The organism is Micromonospora sp. WMMD730, from assembly GCF_049178955.1.
Taxonomy (GTDB): domain Bacteria; phylum Actinomycetota; class Actinomycetes; order Mycobacteriales; family Micromonosporaceae; genus Micromonospora; species Micromonospora wenchangensis.
Genome location: NZ_JBMHML010000002.1, coordinates 4,645,977 through 4,663,097, shown reverse-complemented (window position 1 = coordinate 4,663,097; position 17,121 = coordinate 4,645,977). Strand labels below are relative to the sequence as shown.

The 17,121-nt window shown below is 68.5% G+C and carries 11 protein-coding genes and 3 rRNA genes; 11 read left to right on the top strand and 3 right to left on the bottom strand.

Translation table 11 applies throughout. From position 1 onward, the window contains the following. Positions 1 to 21: 21 nt before the first annotated feature. Positions 22 to 396 carry a PaaI family thioesterase gene (locus ACN265_RS19980; RefSeq protein ID WP_204927706.1) on the bottom strand — a complete coding sequence of 125 codons (375 nt, stop codon included), beginning with the start codon at positions 394 to 396 and terminating at the stop codon, positions 22 to 24. Positions 397 to 512: 116 nt separating this feature from the next. On the opposite strand from ACN265_RS19980, the gene tyrS reads away from it, so the two are divergent. The 4 genes from tyrS (at position 513) to rrf (ending at position 7,768) form a co-directional block, all read left to right on the top strand. Next, the gene (gene tyrS, locus ACN265_RS19975; protein WP_421411541.1) at positions 513 to 1,799 is read left to right on the top strand and encodes a tyrosine--tRNA ligase; all 1,287 of its coding nucleotides are present in this window, start codon (positions 513 to 515) and stop codon (positions 1,797 to 1,799) included. A gap of 737 nt (positions 1,800 to 2,536) precedes the next feature. Further along, a 16S ribosomal RNA gene (locus ACN265_RS19970) occupies positions 2,537 to 4,051 on the top strand. Positions 4,052 to 4,442: 391 nt separating this feature from the next. Further along, positions 4,443 to 7,554: ribosomal RNA gene (locus ACN265_RS19965) — 23S ribosomal RNA — on the top strand. A gap of 97 nt (positions 7,555 to 7,651) precedes the next feature. Further along, positions 7,652 to 7,768, top strand: a 5S ribosomal RNA gene (gene rrf, locus ACN265_RS19960). The 16S, 23S and 5S rRNA genes sit together here, the layout of an rRNA operon. 91 nt (positions 7,769 to 7,859) lie before the next feature. On the opposite strand, the gene ACN265_RS19955 is transcribed toward rrf, so the two are convergent. Continuing rightward, a complete protein-coding gene (locus ACN265_RS19955; protein ID WP_421408935.1) occupies positions 7,860 to 9,488 on the bottom strand; it encodes a hypothetical protein in 1,629 nt (542 codons plus the stop codon). A gap of 207 nt (positions 9,489 to 9,695) precedes the next feature. Between ACN265_RS19955 and ACN265_RS19950 the strand changes: the two genes are divergently transcribed. Beyond that, positions 9,696 to 10,730: a tetratricopeptide repeat protein gene (locus ACN265_RS19950; protein ID WP_421411539.1), complete on the top strand. Its 1,035-nt coding sequence runs from the start codon at positions 9,696 to 9,698 to the stop codon at positions 10,728 to 10,730. Beyond that, positions 10,727 to 11,746 carry an HAD-IIA family hydrolase gene (locus tag ACN265_RS19945; protein WP_204928607.1) on the top strand — a complete coding sequence of 340 codons (1,020 nt, stop codon included), beginning with the start codon at positions 10,727 to 10,729 and terminating at the stop codon, positions 11,744 to 11,746. The genes ACN265_RS19950 and ACN265_RS19945 overlap by 4 nt, the downstream gene beginning before the upstream one ends. A 73-nt stretch (positions 11,747 to 11,819) precedes the next feature. Here the strand turns inward: ACN265_RS19945 and ACN265_RS19940 are convergent, their stop codons facing one another. Next, positions 11,820 to 12,155, bottom strand: coding sequence for an SCP2 sterol-binding domain-containing protein (locus ACN265_RS19940; protein WP_204928606.1), 336 nt, complete (start codon positions 12,153 to 12,155; stop codon positions 11,820 to 11,822). Positions 12,156 to 12,267: 112 nt separating this feature from the next. Here ACN265_RS19940 and ACN265_RS19935 point away from each other — a divergent pair, with 112 nt between their 5' ends. The 5 genes from ACN265_RS19935 (at position 12,268) to recN (ending at position 17,070) form a co-directional block, all read left to right on the top strand. Then, complete coding sequence (locus ACN265_RS19935; protein ID WP_421408934.1) at positions 12,268 to 12,990, top strand: phasin family protein; 723 nt, start codon at positions 12,268 to 12,270, stop codon at positions 12,988 to 12,990. A 22-nt stretch (positions 12,991 to 13,012) separates the two neighbouring features. Continuing rightward, positions 13,013 to 13,306 carry a hypothetical protein gene (locus ACN265_RS19930; RefSeq protein WP_421408933.1) on the top strand — a complete coding sequence of 98 codons (294 nt, stop codon included), beginning with the start codon at positions 13,013 to 13,015 and terminating at the stop codon, positions 13,304 to 13,306. 18 nt (positions 13,307 to 13,324) lie between these two features. Next, the gene (locus tag ACN265_RS19925) at positions 13,325 to 14,170 is read left to right on the top strand and encodes a TlyA family RNA methyltransferase (RefSeq protein ID WP_421408932.1); all 846 of its coding nucleotides are present in this window, start codon (positions 13,325 to 13,327) and stop codon (positions 14,168 to 14,170) included. Between the two features lie 109 nt (positions 14,171 to 14,279). Further along, positions 14,280 to 15,164, top strand: coding sequence for an NAD kinase (locus tag ACN265_RS19920; protein WP_204928604.1), 885 nt, complete (start codon positions 14,280 to 14,282; stop codon positions 15,162 to 15,164). A gap of 148 nt (positions 15,165 to 15,312) precedes the next feature. Beyond that, positions 15,313 to 17,070 carry a DNA repair protein RecN gene (gene recN, locus ACN265_RS19915; RefSeq protein WP_420119148.1) on the top strand — a complete coding sequence of 586 codons (1,758 nt, stop codon included), beginning with the start codon at positions 15,313 to 15,315 and terminating at the stop codon, positions 17,068 to 17,070. Positions 17,071 to 17,121 lie beyond the last annotated feature (51 nt).

The window sequence follows — 17,121 nt, the reverse complement described above, 5'->3', positions numbered from 1 at the left end:
TCGCCGCTCCCGCCCGGCGGGTCAGTCCCGGCTGAGGTTCTGCAACCGCACCTGACCCCGCGACACCAACCGCCCCTCCGCGTCGGTGATCTCCACCTGCCAGAGCTGCTGGCTGCGCCCCCGGTGCACCGGCGTGCCCACGGCCACCAGCTCGCCCTCGCGGACCGCGCGCAGGAAGTCCGTCTGGTTGGAGACCCCGACGACGCTGCCCCGGTCGCCCAACCAGAGCGTGCCGCCCACACTGCCGACGGTCTCCACCACCGCGCAGTAGACACCGCCGTGCAGGATGCCGGCCGGCTGGTGCAGCTCGGGCCGCACCTTCCACCGGATGACCACCCGGTCCCCGCTGGCCTCGTCGAACGTCAGCCCCAGCAGACCGACCAGGCCGTCCGTCATCTCCGGGATCTCCACGGCTGTTCCTCCTCGTCGCACCGGCCCGGCCAGCCTAGCCGCGCCCGCAGGCGGCAAACCCGGTACGGCCCCAGGTCGGCGATGGGGGAGAATCGGTGACCGTGACCGACAGCAACCTCCCGCACGGGCGGGACTCCCTGACCGAAGACCTGCGGTGGCGCGGCCTGATCCAGGACTCCACCGGCCCCGACGAGCTGCGCGACCTGCTCGACGGCGGGGCGGCCACCTTCTACGTGGGCTTCGACCCGACCGCGCCCAGCCTGCACGTCGGCCACCTGATGCAGGTCACCACCGCCCGCCGGCTCCAACTCGCCGGGCACCGGCCGCTGCTGCTGGTGGGCGGTGCCACCGGCCAGATCGGCGACCCGAAGGAGAGCGCCGAGCGCACCCTCAACCCGCCCGAGGTGGTGGCCGGCTGGGTGCAGCGCATCCGCGACCAGCTCGCGCCCTTCGTGTCGTACACCGGGCAGAACGCGGCGCAACTGGTCAACAACCTGGAGTGGACCGGCGAGATGTCGGTGGTCGAGTTCCTGCGGGATGTCGGCAAGCACTTCCCGGTCAACAAGATGCTGGCCCGCGAGGTGGTGCGGGCCCGGCTGGAGACCGGCATCAGCTTCACCGAGTTCAGCTACCAGCTCCTCCAGGCCAACGACTTCTTCGAGCTGCACCGCCGGCACGGCTGCCAGCTCCAGTACGGCGGCTCCGACCAGTGGGGCAACATCACCGCCGGCGTCGACTACGTCCGTCGCCGGGGGGCCGGCCCGGTGCAGGCCTTCACCACCCCGCTGGTCACCCGCTCCGACGGCACCAAGTTCGGCAAGACCGAGGGCGGTGCGGTCTGGCTCGACCCGGAGATGACCAGCCCGTACGCCTTCTACCAGTTCTGGGTCAACGCCGACGACCGGGACGTCACCCGCTACCTGCGGTACTTCAGCTTCCGTTCCCGGGAGGAGCTGGAGGCGCTGGAGAAGGAGACGGCGGAACGGCCGGCGGCCCGTGGCGCCCAACGTGCCCTCGCCGAGGAACTCACCACCCTGGTCCACGGTCCGGAGGAGACCCGGCAGGCCGTCGCCGCCAGTCAGGCGCTCTTCGGTCGGGGCTCGCTCGACGAGTTGGCTCCGGAGACGCTGCGTGCCGCGCTGACCGAGGCCGGGCTGGTGCAGCTCACCGGCGAACTCCCCGATGTGGCCGGGCTGCTGCGCGACGCGGGACTGGTCGGTGGCCTCAAGGAGGCCCGCCGGGTGATCACCGAGGGCGGCGCGTACGTGAACAACATCCGGGTCACCGATGTCGACGCCACCGTCGACCCGGCCGACCTGCTGCACGGTCGCTACCTGGTGCTGCGCCGGGGCAAGCGCTCCTTCGCCGGGGTCGAGCTGCGTTCCTGACCCGGCCGGCCCGTCCTCGCCGGCCCCGGCCGCCCCCGTCCGTGTGCGGCCCGGCGAGGGCGGCCTCCGACGGATGGCCCCGCTCGACGGGTGGCCGGTGTGCGGCAGTGTGACGTGCGACGCGTCCGCCGGATTTGACGATCATCTCGGCGGACGCGTAACTTTCTCTCTGCCAGCGCGGAACGGACGAACCGGGGCGAATGCCTCGAAGGCCGGAGCGCGGTGTGAGGCACCGGCTTCGCGGGGTTGCTTTCGCGGAGCACGGACCGGGCGGTGCCCGGATCGGCCCGGGGGGTCGATTTGGTGAGGCGAAACCGACCGGGTAGTGTGTGACGCCGGCAGGGAACCGGGCGAGCGTGTGGGAGACCGCACCGGCCGGCCTGGCGGAAATCACGAGGGCTTCCGGTGTGAGCCGGGTGTGTTTGTGGTGTGTGGAAATTGTGGTGGAAGTGGTGTGGATCGCTGCAGAGCGGTTTGACATGGCGGATACCACCGGGTAACGTAGTAAAAGTGCCCAGCGCGGGAGCGCGGGGTGTGGTGAAGGAAATGCCCCAGGTCGGGGGTTCTGCGGTTGCGGGGCTTCCGGGTGGTGTGTGGTTGTTCTTTGAGAACTCAACAGGGTGCTTGTAAAGCCAGTGCCAATTGTTTTATACCCCGGGCTGGCCGAATCTTCGGGTTTGGTTGGCTGGGATTCCTTTGGCAACACTTTTGTTGTCAGGATGCTGTTCAACAGGTTTTTGTTGGAGAGTTTGATCCTGGCTCAGGACGAACGCTGGCGGCGTGCTTAACACATGCAAGTCGAGCGGAAAGGCCCTTCGGGGTACTCGAGCGGCGAACGGGTGAGTAACACGTGAGTAACCTGCCCTAGGCTTTGGGATAACCCTCGGAAACGGGGGCTAATACCGGATATGACCTTGCCCTGCATGGGGTTTGGTGGAAAGTTTTTCGGCCTGGGATGGGCTCGCGGCCTATCAGCTTGTTGGTGGGGTGATGGCCTACCAAGGCGACGACGGGTAGCCGGCCTGAGAGGGCGACCGGCCACACTGGGACTGAGACACGGCCCAGACTCCTACGGGAGGCAGCAGTGGGGAATATTGCACAATGGGCGGAAGCCTGATGCAGCGACGCCGCGTGAGGGATGACGGCCTTCGGGTTGTAAACCTCTTTCAGCAGGGACGAAGCGCAAGTGACGGTACCTGCAGAAGAAGCACCGGCCAACTACGTGCCAGCAGCCGCGGTAAGACGTAGGGTGCGAGCGTTGTCCGGATTTATTGGGCGTAAAGAGCTCGTAGGCGGCTTGTCGCGTCGACCGTGAAAACTTGGGGCTCAACCCCAAGCCTGCGGTCGATACGGGCAGGCTAGAGTTCGGTAGGGGAGACTGGAATTCCTGGTGTAGCGGTGAAATGCGCAGATATCAGGAGGAACACCGGTGGCGAAGGCGGGTCTCTGGGCCGATACTGACGCTGAGGAGCGAAAGCGTGGGGAGCGAACAGGATTAGATACCCTGGTAGTCCACGCTGTAAACGTTGGGCGCTAGGTGTGGGGGGCCTCTCCGGTTCCCTGTGCCGCAGCTAACGCATTAAGCGCCCCGCCTGGGGAGTACGGCCGCAAGGCTAAAACTCAAAGGAATTGACGGGGGCCCGCACAAGCGGCGGAGCATGCGGATTAATTCGATGCAACGCGAAGAACCTTACCTGGGTTTGACATGGCCGCAAAACTTCCAGAGATGGGAGGTCCTTCGGGGGCGGTCACAGGTGGTGCATGGCTGTCGTCAGCTCGTGTCGTGAGATGTTGGGTTAAGTCCCGCAACGAGCGCAACCCTCGTTCGATGTTGCCAGCGCGTTATGGCGGGGACTCATCGAAGACTGCCGGGGTCAACTCGGAGGAAGGTGGGGATGACGTCAAGTCATCATGCCCCTTATGTCCAGGGCTTCACGCATGCTACAATGGCCGGTACAATGGGTTGCGATGCCGTGAGGTGGAGCGAATCCCAAAAAGCCGGTCTCAGTTCGGATCGGGGTCTGCAACTCGACCCCGTGAAGTCGGAGTCGCTAGTAATCGCAGATCAGCAACGCTGCGGTGAATACGTTCCCGGGCCTTGTACACACCGCCCGTCACGTCACGAAAGTCGGCAACACCCGAAGCCGGTGGCCCAACCCTTGTGGAGGGAGCCGTCGAAGGTGGGGCTGGCGATTGGGACGAAGTCGTAACAAGGTAGCCGTACCGGAAGGTGCGGCTGGATCACCTCCTTTCTAAGGAGCACCATCCGGTGAAAGCCGGTATGGAGCCCACACTGCCCGAATGTGGTGGTGGGGTGCTCAGATGGCGGAGACACTGGCAAGTCTTTCCCTGGCAACGGCCGGGATACCTAGTACAGCTACTTCGGTGGTGGGAACGGTTCCTTCTGGTGCGGCTGGTGGAGGGATGTAAGCACCCTGTTGGGTCCTGAAGGAACAACCTCAGGTTGTTGTTTCAGTGCCTTGTGGTGGGCGGGAGCCTGCTGAAGGTTGCCAGGCATGGCCTGGTCTCGCATACCGGATTCTGTTCTGCCTTGTGGGGTGGGGTGGGGTTGCTGGTGTGGGGCTTTCGGGTTGTGGGTTGGTTGTTTGTTGAGAATTGCACAGTGGACGCGAGCATCTTTGTGGTCAAGTTGTCAAGGGCGAACGGTGGATGCCTTGGCACCAGGAGCCGATGAAGGACGTGGGAGGCCGCGATAGGCCTGGGGGAGCTGTCAACCAAGCTGTGATCCCAGGGTGTCCGAATGGGGAAACCTGGCACCAGTCATGTGGTGTCACCCGCACCTGAACACATAGGGTGTGTGGGGGGAACGCGGGGAAGTGAAACATCTCAGTACCCGTAGGAAGAGAAAACAATGTAGTGATTCCGTGAGTAGTGGCGAGCGAAAGCGGATTGAGGCTAAACCGGTTGCGTGTGATACCTGTCAGGGGTTGCGTGGTCGGGGTTGTGGGACCCTGCTGAGTGTACTGACATGCATTCGAGGAGTTATAAAATCAGTGGCTAGCCGAATGGTGTGGAAAAGCCAACCGTAGTCGGTGAGAGTCCGGTAGGTGAAAGTTGCTGATCTTCTGTGGGTGTTCCCGAGTAGCGGCGGACTCCTGAAATCTGCCGTGAATCTGCCAGGACCACCTGGTAAGCCTAAATACTTCCTGGTGACCGATAGCGGACGAGTACCGTGAGGGAATGGTGAAAAGTACCCCGGGAGGGGAGTGAAATAGTACCTGAAACCGTTCGCCTACAATCCGTCGGAGCCTTGCGGGGTGACGGCGTGCCTTTTGAAGAATGAGCCTGCGAGTTAGTGGCATGTGGCGAGGTTAACCCGTGTGGGGGAGCCGTAGCGAAAGCGAGTCTGAATAGGGCGTCGTAGTCGCATGTTCTAGACCCGAAGCGGAGTGATCTAGCCATGGGCAGGCTGAAGCGCGGGTAAGACCGCGTGGAGGGCCGAACCCACCAACGTTGAAAAGTTGGGGGATGACCTGTGGTTAGGGGTGAAAGGCCAATCAAACTCCGTGATAGCTGGTTCTCCCCGAAATGCATTTAGGTGCAGCGTCGTGTGTTTCTTGCCGGAGGTAGAGCACTGGATGGTCTAGGGGGCCTACAAGCTTACCGAAATCAGCCAAACTCCGAATGCCGGTAAGTGAGAGCGCGGCAGTGAGACTGCGGGGGATAAGCTTCGTAGTCGAGAGGGAAACAGCCCAGATCACCAGCTAAGGCCCCTAAGCGTGTGCTAAGTGGAAAAGGATGTGGGGTCGCATAGACAACCAGGAGGTTGGCTTAGAAGCAGCCACCCTTTAAAGAGTGCGTAATAGCTCACTGGTCAAGTGGTTCCGCGCCGACAATGTAGCGGGGCTCAAGCACACCGCCGAAGCTGTGGCATTCACATTTTAATCTCGCTTGGACTTGATTCCTTGTGCAGGTGTGTGGATGGGTAGGGGAGCGTCGTGCCGGGGGTGAAGCAGCGGGGTGACCCAGTTGTGGACGCGGCACGAGTGAGAATGCAGGCATGAGTAGCGAAAGAAGGGTGAGAAACCCTTCCGCCGGATGACCAAGGGTTCCAGGGCCAGGCTAATCCGCCCTGGGTGAGTCGGGACCTAAGGCGAGGCCGAGAGGCGTAGTCGATGGACAACGGGTTGATATTCCCGTACCCGCGAAGGAGCGCCCGTGATGAACCTCGTTGTGCTAACCACCCGAGCTGGCTGATGTCTTCGGACGGATGTTGGGGAGCGTGGGAACCTGGCGGGTAGTAGTCAAGCGATGGGGTGACGCAGGAAGGTAGCTGAGCCCGGCCGGTGGTTGTGCCGGGGTAAGCGTGTAGGCCGACATGTAGGCAAATCCGCATGTCATGGGGCTGAGACGTGATGCCGAGCCGATTCAGGTGAAGTCAGTGATCCTATGCTGCCGAGAAAAGCCTCTAGCGAGTTCTGAGCGGCCCGTACCCCAAACCGACACAGGTGGTCAGGTAGAGAATACCGAGGCGATCGGGCGAACTGTGGTTAAGGAACTCGGCAAATTGCCCCCGTAACTTAGGGAGAAGGGGGGCCGGAGACGTGAAGCCCCGTGCGGGTGGAGCGTTGTATGGCCGCAGAGAGCAGGGGGAAGCGACTGTTTACTAAAAACACAGGTCCATGCGAAGAAGTAATTCGATGTATATGGACTGACGCCTGCCCGGTGCTGGAACGTTAAGGGGACCTGTTAGCTCTTTCGGGGGCGAAGCGGAGAACTTAAGCGCCAGTAAACGGCGGTGGTAACTATAACCATCCTAAGGTAGCGAAATTCCTTGTCGGGTAAGTTCCGACCTGCACGAATGGCGTAACGACTTCCCCACTGTCTCAACCACAGGCCCGGCGAAATTGCAGTACGAGTAAAGATGCTCGTTACGCGCGGCAGGACGGAAAGACCCCGGGACCTTTACTATAGCTTGACATTGGTATCTGAATGGACTTGTGTAGGATAGGTGGGAGCCGGTGAAACCTGTACGCCAGTATGGGTGGAGGCAATCTTGAAATACCACTCTGGTTGATTTGGGTATCTAACTTCGGACCGTTATCCGGTTCAGGGACAGTGTCTGGTGGGTAGTTTAACTGGGGCGGTTGCCTCCTAAAGGGTAACGGAGGCGCCCAAAGGTTCCCTCAGCCTGGTTGGCAATCAGGTGTTGAGTGCAAGTGCACAAGGGAGCTTGACTGTGAGACTGACAGGTCGAGCAGGGACGAAAGTCGGGACTAGTGATCCGGCACTTGCGTGTGGAAGCGGTGTCGCTCAACGGATAAAAGGTACCCCGGGGATAACAGGCTGATCTTCCCCAAGAGTCCATATCGACGGGATGGTTTGGCACCTCGATGTCGGCTCGTCGCATCCTGGGGCTGTAGCAGGTCCCAAGGGTTGGGCTGTTCGCCCATTAAAGCGGTACGCGAGCTGGGTTTAGAACGTCGTGAGACAGTTCGGTCCCTATCCGCCGTGCGCGTAGGATACTTGAGAAGGGCTGTCCCTAGTACGAGAGGACCGGGACGGACGAACCTCTGGTGTGCCAGTTGTCCCGCCAGGGGCACGGCTGGTTAGCTACGTTCGGAAGGGATAACCGCTGAAAGCATCTAAGCGGGAAGCCTGCTTCAAGATGAGGTATCCCACCCCACTTTGTGGGGGTAAGGCCCCCAGCTAGACGACTGGGTTGATAGGCCGGAAATGTAAGCTCGGTAACGGGTTGAGTTGACCGGTACTAATAGGCCGAGGACTTGATAACAAGGCTGCTACGCGTCCACTGTGCAACTCTGAACAAACACCAAACAACCCCCCACACAGTGTGTGGGTGTGTGTGTTGTTTGATATGTTCATAGTGTTACGGCGGTCATGGCGGAGGGGAAACGCCCGGTCACATTCCGAACCCGGAAGCTAAGCCCTCCAGCGCCGATGGTACTGCACTCGGGAGGGTGTGGGAGAGTAGGACACCGCCGGACAACCTTTCCAGTCGAGGGCCGCCCCATCCGGGTCGGCCCTCGACTGCGTCGCGCCGTGGGTGGCGCAATTAGGAAGGATGTACCTGTGAGTTCAGGACCGCAGGGCGGAGACCGTCCGCGATACGAAGACCGCTCCGACCGTCCCCAGGGGCGGGACGCCGGCCCCCGCCGAGACGACCGTCCCCCGTACCGTGGCGACCGCGACGACCGCGGTGCCTCGCGGGGTGGACCCCGGGGCGGCGATCGGCGCGAAGGCGGTTTCCGGTCGGCCCCGCGTACCGGTGACTCCCGCCCAGGTGGTTTCCGTCGCGACGGTGATTCCCGCGACGGTGGTTTCCGTGGTGGCGACCGCCGTGAGGGTGGTTTCCGCCGCGACGGTGACGCGCCACGAAACGGTGGTTTCCGTGGTGGGGACCGTCGTGAGGGTGGCTTCTCCGGTGAGCGTCGTGAGGGTGGTTTCCGGTCGGGTCCGCGTGACGGTGACTCCCGGCCCGGTGGTTTCCGTCGCGACGGTGATTCGCGTGAGGGTGGTTTCCGGGGCGGGGACCGTCGTGACGATTCGCGTGGTGACCGTGGTGGTTTCCGGTCGGGCCCGCGCGAAGGTGGCTTCCGGGGCGGCGACTCCCGCGGTGGTGACTCCCGCGAGGGCGGTTTCCGTGGTGGCGACCGCCGTGAGGGCGGCTTCCGGTCGGGTCCGCGTGACGGTGACTCCCGCCCAGGTGGCTTCCGTCGCGACGGTGACACCCGCGAGGGCGGCTTCCGGGGCGGTGACCGCCGTGAGGGTGGTTTCCGTGGTGGGGACCGTCGTGAGGGTGGCTTCTCCGGTGAGCGTCGTGAGGGTGGTTTCCGGTCGGGTCCGCGTGACGGCGACTCGCGGCCCGGTGGTTTCCGTCGCGATGGTGATTCGCGTGAGGGTGGTTTCCGGGGCGGGGACCGTCGTGACGATTCGCGTGGTGACCGTGGTGGTTTCCGGTCGGGCCCGCGCGAAGGTGGCTTCCGGGGCGGCGACTCCCGCGGTGGTGACTCCCGCGAGGGCGGTTTCCGTGGTGGCGACCGCCGTGAGGGCGGCTTCCGGTCGGGTCCGCGTGACGGTGACTCCCGCCCAGGTGGCTTCCGTCGCGACGGTGACACCCGCGAGGGCGGCTTCCGTGGTGGCGACCGCCGTGAGGGCGGTTTCCGGTCGGGTCCGCGTGACGGTGACTCCCGGCCCGGTGGTTTCCGTCGGGACGGTGATTCCCGTGAGGGTGGTTTCCGGGGCGGGGACCGTCGTGACGATTCGCGTGGTGACCGTGGTGGTTTCCGGTCGGGCCCGCGCGAAGGTGGCTTCCGGGGCGGCGACTCCCGCGGCGGCGACTCCCGCGAAGGCGGCTTCCGCGGCGGCGACCGTCGGCCCGGTGGCTTCGGCGGAGATCGCCGTGAGGGCGGTTTCCGTGGGGGCGACTCCCGTGAGGGTGGTTTCCGGGGCGGGGACCGCCGTGAGGGTGGCTTCCGTGGTGGGGACCGTCGTGAGGGCGGCTTCTCCGGTGAGCGTCGTGAGGGTGGTTTCCGGTCGGGTCCGCGTGACGGCGACTCCCGGCCCGGTGGCTTCCGTCGGGACGGTGACTCCCGCGAGGGCGGCTTCCGGGGCGGGGACCGTCGCGAGGGTGGCTTCCGAGGCGACGACTCGCGCGGCGGTGACCGTCGTGAGGGTGGTTTCCGGGGCGGCGAGCGCGGCGGCCACGACCGGCCGCGCCGGGACGACCAGCGGGGGGACGACCGCCGCCGGGAGGGCGGGTTCGGCCCCGACCGGGAGCGTCGGGACGAGAACGACGGCCGGGCGGTCGCGCCGGTGCTGCCGGACGAGATCTCCGCGAGTGACCTCGACACGGCCGTCCGGGCGGAGCTGCTGTCGTTGAACAAGCCGGTGGCGGAGACTGTCGCCCGGCACCTGGTCGCCACCGGTCAGCTGATCGACGAGGACCCGGCGGAGGCGTTGGCCCACGCGATGGCGGCCCGGCGGTTGGCCGCCCGGATCTCCGCCGTACGTGAGGCGGTCGGCCTGGCCGCGTACCACGCGGGGGAGTGGCAGACGGCGATCGCCGAGCTGCGTACGTACCACCGGATGACCGGCCTGCAGAGCCACCTGGCCGTGCTGGCCGACTGCGAGCGGGCGCTGGGGCGGCCGGAGCGGGCGATCGACCTGTTCCGGGGGGCCGACAACGACAAGCTCGACAAGGCTGTCGCGGTCGAACTGCTGATCGTCGCCGCAGGTGCCCGGGGTGACCTGGGGCAGAAGGACGCGGCGGTGGCGATGCTCCAGGTTCCGGAGCTGACCACCGAGGTGGCCGAGCCGTGGACCGCGCGGCTGCGGTACGCGTACGCCGACGCGCTGCTCGCGGTGGACCGCCGTGAGGAGGCCCGGGAGTGGTTCTCGCGGGCCGCCGACGTGGACACCGACGGGGAGACCGACGCGCCGGAGCGGCTGCTGGAACTCGACGGCGTGGTGATCGAGGGCGACGACGAGGACGACGAGCCGGTCGAGGGGGAGGCCACCGGCACGCTGCCGGCCGACCCGGACGCCGGGGTCCGGCGGACCGCCGACGACCACGACGACGAAGATGACGACGAAGACGAAGACGAAGACGAAGACGACGACGAAGACGACGACGTCGATGACGTCGACGACGACGAGGCTCGCGACAGCCACAACGACGGTGACGAGGACGAGGGTGCCGCGCCGACTCGGCCGGACGCCGCCGAGGTCGGACGGGACGTCGCCGAGGATGTCGGCGACGCCGACCGGGACGACCGTGCCGGTGACGACCTGCCTGCCGGTGCCGCACGGGACGCCGACGACGTCGCGGGTACCTCTGCGGACGACAGGCCCGACACCGTCGCGTCCCCGGCCGCCGGCGTCGACGAGGCGACGGCCCCGGGTGGGGTGCGGCCGGTCGACGGCGCGGCGGAGGCGGACCAGCGATGACCGCAGTCGCCGGGGACCGGCTGATCGACGGGTACGCCCTGGTCGTCTTCGACCTGGACGGAGTGATCTACCTGATCGACCGGCCGATCCCCGGCGCGGTCGAGGCCCTGGGCGCGCTGCGGGCCGAGGGCCGGTCGGTGGCGTTCGCCACGAACAACGCCTCGCGGCGCTCCAGCGAGGTCGCCGACCTGCTCACCGGCATCGGCGTACCGGCTGAGCCGGCGGAGGTGCTCACCTCGGCCGCCGCCTCCGCGGAGCTGCTGCGGGACCGGCTGCCGGCCGGCGCGGCGGTGCTCGTCGTCGGTGCCGAGGCGCTGCGCGCCGAGATCAGCGCCGTCGGGCTCACCCCCGTCGACCGCGCCGACGCCGCGCCGGTCGCCGTCGTGCAGGGGTACGGCCCGCAGGTGGGCTGGGTGGACCTGGCCGAGGCGTCGGTGGCGATCCGGGCCGGGGCGACCTGGGTGGCCACCAACACGGACCGGACGCTGCCGAGTGGACGGGGCCCGCTGCCCGGCAACGGGTCGCTGGTGGCTGCCCTGCGGCACGCCCTGGACCGGGCGCCCGACGTGGTCGTCGGCAAGCCCGAGCCGGCGCTGTTCACCACGGCTGCCCGGCGTGCCGGCACCGGTCGTACGTTGGTGGTCGGTGACCGGCTGGACACCGACATCGAGGGTGCCCGCCGGGCCGGGCTGGACAGCCTGCTGGTGCTCACCGGCGTCAGCGACGTACCCGAGCTGTTGGGTGCCCCCGAGCAGCGGCGTCCGACCCACGTGGCGGCGGACCTGGCCGGGCTGTTCGATCCGACGGCGGTGGTCCGGGTTCCCGGCGCCCCGCAGGCCGGTGGATGGTCGGCGGTGGTGGTGGACGGTGCGGTGGAGCTGAGCGGTGCCGGCCGGCCCCTGGACGCGGTGGCCGTGCTGTGTGCGGTCGCCTGGGAGGCGGGCACCGGCGCGGACGTCCGCCCGGCCTCGCCGGAGGCGGAGCAGGCGTTGGCCGGGTTCGGCCTGGCCACCTGACGGCGCGCCGTCTGACGGCGCAGCGGGCCGGCACCGGGCATCGGTGCCGGCCCGCTCGTCGCCGGGCCGCAGCTCAGAGCAGCTTGCGCAGTTTCAGCAGGTCGAACGGGCTGGCCTTGATGGAGATCCGGCGGGCGGCGACGGCCTTGGTGACGTCGAGCTGGCCGTGCACCAGGGCGACCAGGTCGTCACTGGAGGTGACCAGGGCGATCTTCGCTTTCGGGTCGTCGCCGTCGGCGAGATCGACCAGCCGGCCGCCTTCGATCCGGCCGTGGAACGCGGTCTCCAGATCGGTGATCCGGCAGGCCAGGGTCCGGTCCAGATCGATCTTGCTGGACGCGCCGGCGTGCCGGTCCAACCGGTCGGCAAGATCCCGCAGGGCCTGTCGGCACTCGTCCACGCTTGCCACATCGTCTCCTTCGTACCCGCCACGCCGTTTTCCGGCACCGTACCGCAAGGGACGGCCCGGGGCGCCCGGTAGCGTGAGGGCCGCACACTGCCCCCGCGGAAGGACTTGAGTCATGCAGGACGCGTGGCGCGCCTACCTGGAGCTGGCCCTGGGCCTGACGGAGGCGCCCCGGAAGAGGGCCCAGGACGCCGCCCGGCGGTTGGCCGGCACGGGCGGCGCGACGGCCGTCCAGTTGCAGGCGCTCGCCGAGGAACTTCTCGCCACCGGCGCGGCGAACCGGGAGGCGCTGACCAAGTTGGTCCGCTTCGAGGTCGACCGGGCGCTGGGTGCGGTGGGGCTGGCGACGGCCGACGAGGTCGCCGAGCTGACCCGCCGGGTGCACGAGCTGGAACGGCAGCTCCGTGAGGCGAAGGGCGGACCGGGCGGGTCGCCGGTCGGTGACGCGGCACCGGACACGACCGTACCGCCGACCGGCGGGGCCGGTACGGCCGGTGACACGGGGGTGGGGTCCGGGGCCGCTGCGGCGGCCGGGCCGGCTCCCGCCACGGTGGCCGACGCGGCAGCCGGGACCGCCCGGGCGTCGACCGGGGTCGTGGCGAAGAAGGCCGTCGCCAAGAAGGCGGTGGCGAAGAAGGCGGTGACCCCGACGACGGTGGCGACGACGGCCCCGAAGGCGGTGGCGAAGAAGGCGGTCGCCAAGAAGGCGGTGGCGAAGAAGGCCGGGCCGGCGGCGGACGCGGACGCGCCGGCCGCCCGGTCGACCGGAGCCGACCGGGGTGCTCCCCGGCCCGGGAAGGGGACTTCTGGCCACGACGGCTCCGGTGGTGCCGGGTGAGCCGTCGCGTGGGGAGCCGGTCGTGACCGGCCCGTTCCGCCCCGGTCCGCCACCCGTCGGGACGCCTGGCCCGCCCGCCGGTCGTCCCGGCCCGTCGCCGCCCGGAACACCAGGTCCGCCGCCGGCCGGTCGGCCCGGTCCGCCGCCGGTCGTCGGGCGCGACGACGAGGTCGACGACGCCCGGCATCCGGCCGTGGACGCCGCCGTGCGGGCGATGGCCAACGCCGAGGGCCTGTCCCCGGCCGACCAGATCGCGCAGTACGAGGCGGCGTACCAGACGTTGCGGGAAACCCTCGCCACCATCGATCAGACCTGACCGGAGAGAACCACCCCCATGGCACGTCGTACCCGGCTCGACGCCGAACTCGTCCGTCGCGGCCTGGCCCGGTCCCGGGAGCAGGCCGGCGCGCTGATCGAGGCCGGTCGGGTCCAGTTGCGCGGGGTGACCGCGCAGAAGGCCGCCGCGATGGTCGACCCGGCCGATCCGCTGTTGGTGACCGGGGCGGACCCGATCGACGAGTACGTCTCCCGGGGTGGGCACAAGCTGGCCGGTGCGCTGGCCGCGTTCGGTCCCGGTGGGTTGCGGGTGGCGGGTCGGCGGTGTCTGGACGCCGGGGCGTCGACCGGTGGGTTCACCGACGTGCTGTTGCGCGCCGACGCGGCCGAGGTGGTCGCGGTGGATGTCGGCTACGGGCAGCTCGCCTGGTCGCTGCGGACCGATGATCGGGTGCGGGCGATGGACCGGACCAACGTGCGGACGCTGACGCCGGAGGTGATCGGTGGGGCGGTGGATCTGACCGTGGCGGACCTGTCGTTCATCTCCCTGCGGTTGGTGCTGCCCGCGCTGGCGGGCTGTACCCGTACCGATGGGGATCTGGCGCTGATGGTCAAGCCGCAGTTCGAGGTGGGCAGGGAGCGGGTCGGCGCGGGTGGGGTGGTGCGTGATCCGGCGCTGCGGGCCGAGGCGGTGCTGGACGTGGCGGCGGCGGCGGCCGGGCTCGGGCTGGGGCTTGCGGACGTGGCGGCCAGTCCGCTGCCGGGGCCGAGTGGCAACGTGGAGTTCTTCGTGTGGTTGCGCCGGGACGCGCCGCCGGCCGATCCCGGGCGGGTGCGCGCCGTGGTGGACGCCGGGCCGAACGGCCCCGGGCCGGACCCGGAGTCGGGGAAGGTGGCAGGGTGAGCGTGGTGGGTGGCGTCGGGACGGTGTCCCGCGAGGGCGGACGGGAGGCGGGTCCGGTGGACCTCGACGATGGTGGGGCTGGCCGGGCGCGGCGCGGGCGGTGGCACCGGTGAGCCGGACTGCCCTGTTGGTGACGCACACCGGGCGGCGGCGCAGCACCGAGCATGCCCGGGCGGTCGCCGCCGACCTGATCGCGGCCGGTTTCGAGGTGCGGGTGGTGGCCGAGGAGGCCGATGATCTCGACCTGCCCGGGGTGGTGCCGGTGGACGGTCTGCAGGCGGCGGAGGGTGCCGAGATCGTCTTCGCGCTCGGTGGGGACGGCACGTTCCTGCGGGCGGCGGAGCTGGCCCGGCCGGCGAAGGTGCCGCTGCTCGGGATCAACCTGGGCAAGGTGGGTTTCCTGGCCGAGGCCGAGATCGACGATCTCGACACGGCGGTGCGGGACGTGGTGGGGCGCAACTACACGGTGGACGAGCGGCTCACCCTCGACGTCACGGCCGAGTTCGAGGGTGGCCCGACGATCGAGTCGTGGGCGCTCAACGAGATCAGCGTCGAGAAGGGCGAGCGGGCCCAGATGCTGGAGTTGCTTGTCGACGTGGACGGTCGCCCGCTGTCCCGGTACGGCTGCGACGGTGTGGTGTGCGCCACGCCGACCGGGTCGACGGCGTACGCGTTCTCCGGTGGGGGGCCGGTGGTCTGGCCGGAGGTGGAGGCGCTGCTGTTGGTGCCGATCAGCGCGCACGCGCTGTTCAGTCGGCCGCTGGTGACCGCGCCGACGTCCACGTTCGTCATCACGGTCGATCCGTTCACCACGTTGGCGGTGCTGTGTTGTGACGGCCGGCGGGTCTACGACCTGCCGCCGGGGGCGACGGTGACGGTGCGCCGGGGTGCGTTGCCGGTGCGGGTGGTGCGGTTGCGGGACCGGCCGTTCACCGACCGGCTGGTGGCGAAGTTCGATCTGCCGGTGCAGGGTTGGCGCGGTAGTCGCCGCTGATCGGGGCCGGTGCGGGTGTCCGTGGTCACCTGCGGGGCCGTCGACCAGCGGTGCGGTGCCGGTGGCGGGCGGGTGGAGGATTTCCTGCCGGTGTGGTGCCCCGTGCCGGCTGGTCAACTGTCGCAGCACGCGTCTACTGTCGGGTGCTGTGCTGGAAGAGCTGCGGATCACCGGACTGGGCGTCATCGAGGACACCACCCTGCCGCTGGCCGGCGGGATGAACGTCATCACCGGTGAGACCGGTGCCGGCAAGACGATGGTGGTGACCGGTCTCGGCCTGCTGTTCGGCGGGCGGGCCGACGCGGGTCGGGTGCGGGCCGCGCCGGGGCGGGCAGTGGTCGAGGGGCGGTTGCGGCTCGGCGGCCGGGTGGCCGACGTGGTGCACGCCCGGATCGTGGACGCCGGTGGTGGGCCGGACGACGACGGTTCGCTGCTGATGAGCCGGACGGTGACGGTGGAGGGCCGTTCGCGGGCGCATCTGGGTGGCCGGAGCATGCCGGTGTCGATGCTCGGTGAGGTCGGCGAGCAGGTGGTGGCGGTGCACGGCCAGTCCGACCAGCTGCGGTTGCTGCGGCCGGCCGAGCAGCGGGCGGCGTTGGACCGGTTCGCCGGGCCGGGGCACGAGAAGCTGGTGGACGCGCTGCGGGAGGCGTACGGGCGGTGGCGGCAGGTGGTCGACGACCTGGCTGACCGGCGCAGTAACGCCCGTGCCCGGCACCAGGAGGCCGATCTGCTGCGGTTGGGCCTCGACGAGATCACCCGGGTCGATCCGCAGCCGGGTGAGGACGACGAGTTGAAGGCCGAGGCGCAGCGGCTGGAGCATGCCGAGGGGTTGCGGACGGCGGCGCAGCTGGCGCATCTGTGTGTGGCCGGTGGGGTGGAGGCGGCCGACGACACGCCGGATGCGACGGCGCTGCTGGGCACGGCCCGGCGGACCCTGGAGGCGCAGGCGGGTACCGATCCGGCGTTGGGTGAGTTGGCGGGCCGGTTGGAGGAGGCGGCCACCCTGGTGGCGGACGTGTCGGCGGAGCTGTCGACGTATCTTGCGGCGTTGGATGCCGACCCGGCCCGGTTGCAGACGATCTATGAGCGGCGGGCCGCGTTGCGGGCGTTGACCCGTAAGTACGCCGATGACGTCGACGGGGTGATCGCGTGGGCGGAGCGGGCCCGGACCCGGCTGTCCGACCTGGACACCTCCGACGAGCTGCTCGACGAGCTGGACCGGGAGGCGCAGCGCCTGGCTGGTGAGGTGGCCGAGTTGGCGGGGCGGTTGTCGGCGTCCCGGCAGGAGGCGGCGGTGCGGTTCGCCGAGCAGGTGACGGTGGAGTTGGCGGGGTTGGCGATGCCGCACGCGCGGATCGAGGTGGCGGTGCTGCCCCGGCCGGCCGGGCGGTCGGAGCCGACGTTGACGGTCAACGGGGTGCAGTGCGGGGTCGGTCCGGATGGTGCCGACGAGGTGGAGTTGCGGTTGCTGGCGCATCCGGGTGCGCCGTCGTTGCCGTTGCAGCGGGGTGCCTCCGGGGGTGAGCTGTCGCGGGTGATGCTCGCGATCGAGGTGGTGTTCGCGGGGTCGGGTGGTCCGCCGACGCTGGTGTTCGACGAGGTTGATGCGGGTGTGGGTGGGCAGGCGGCGGTGGAGATCGGTAGGCGGTTGGCCCGGTTGGCGCGTAGTCACCAGGTGTTGGTGGTGACGCATCTGCCGCAGGTGGCGGCGTTCGCCGATCGGCACCTGGTGGTGGCGAAGGACACCGGGGGTGCGGTGACGACCAGTGGGGTGCGGGTGGTGGAGGACACCGAGCGGGCCCGGGAGTTGGCGCGGATGCTCGCGGGTTTGCCGGATTCGGATCTGGGTATCGCGCATGCCGAGGAGCTGCTGGCCGTTGCGGCGAAGGAAAGGCGGCCCTGAGGGCAACGATTGTGAGCGGAGGCACACCGGCCTGCGCTCTGGTGTGCTTCC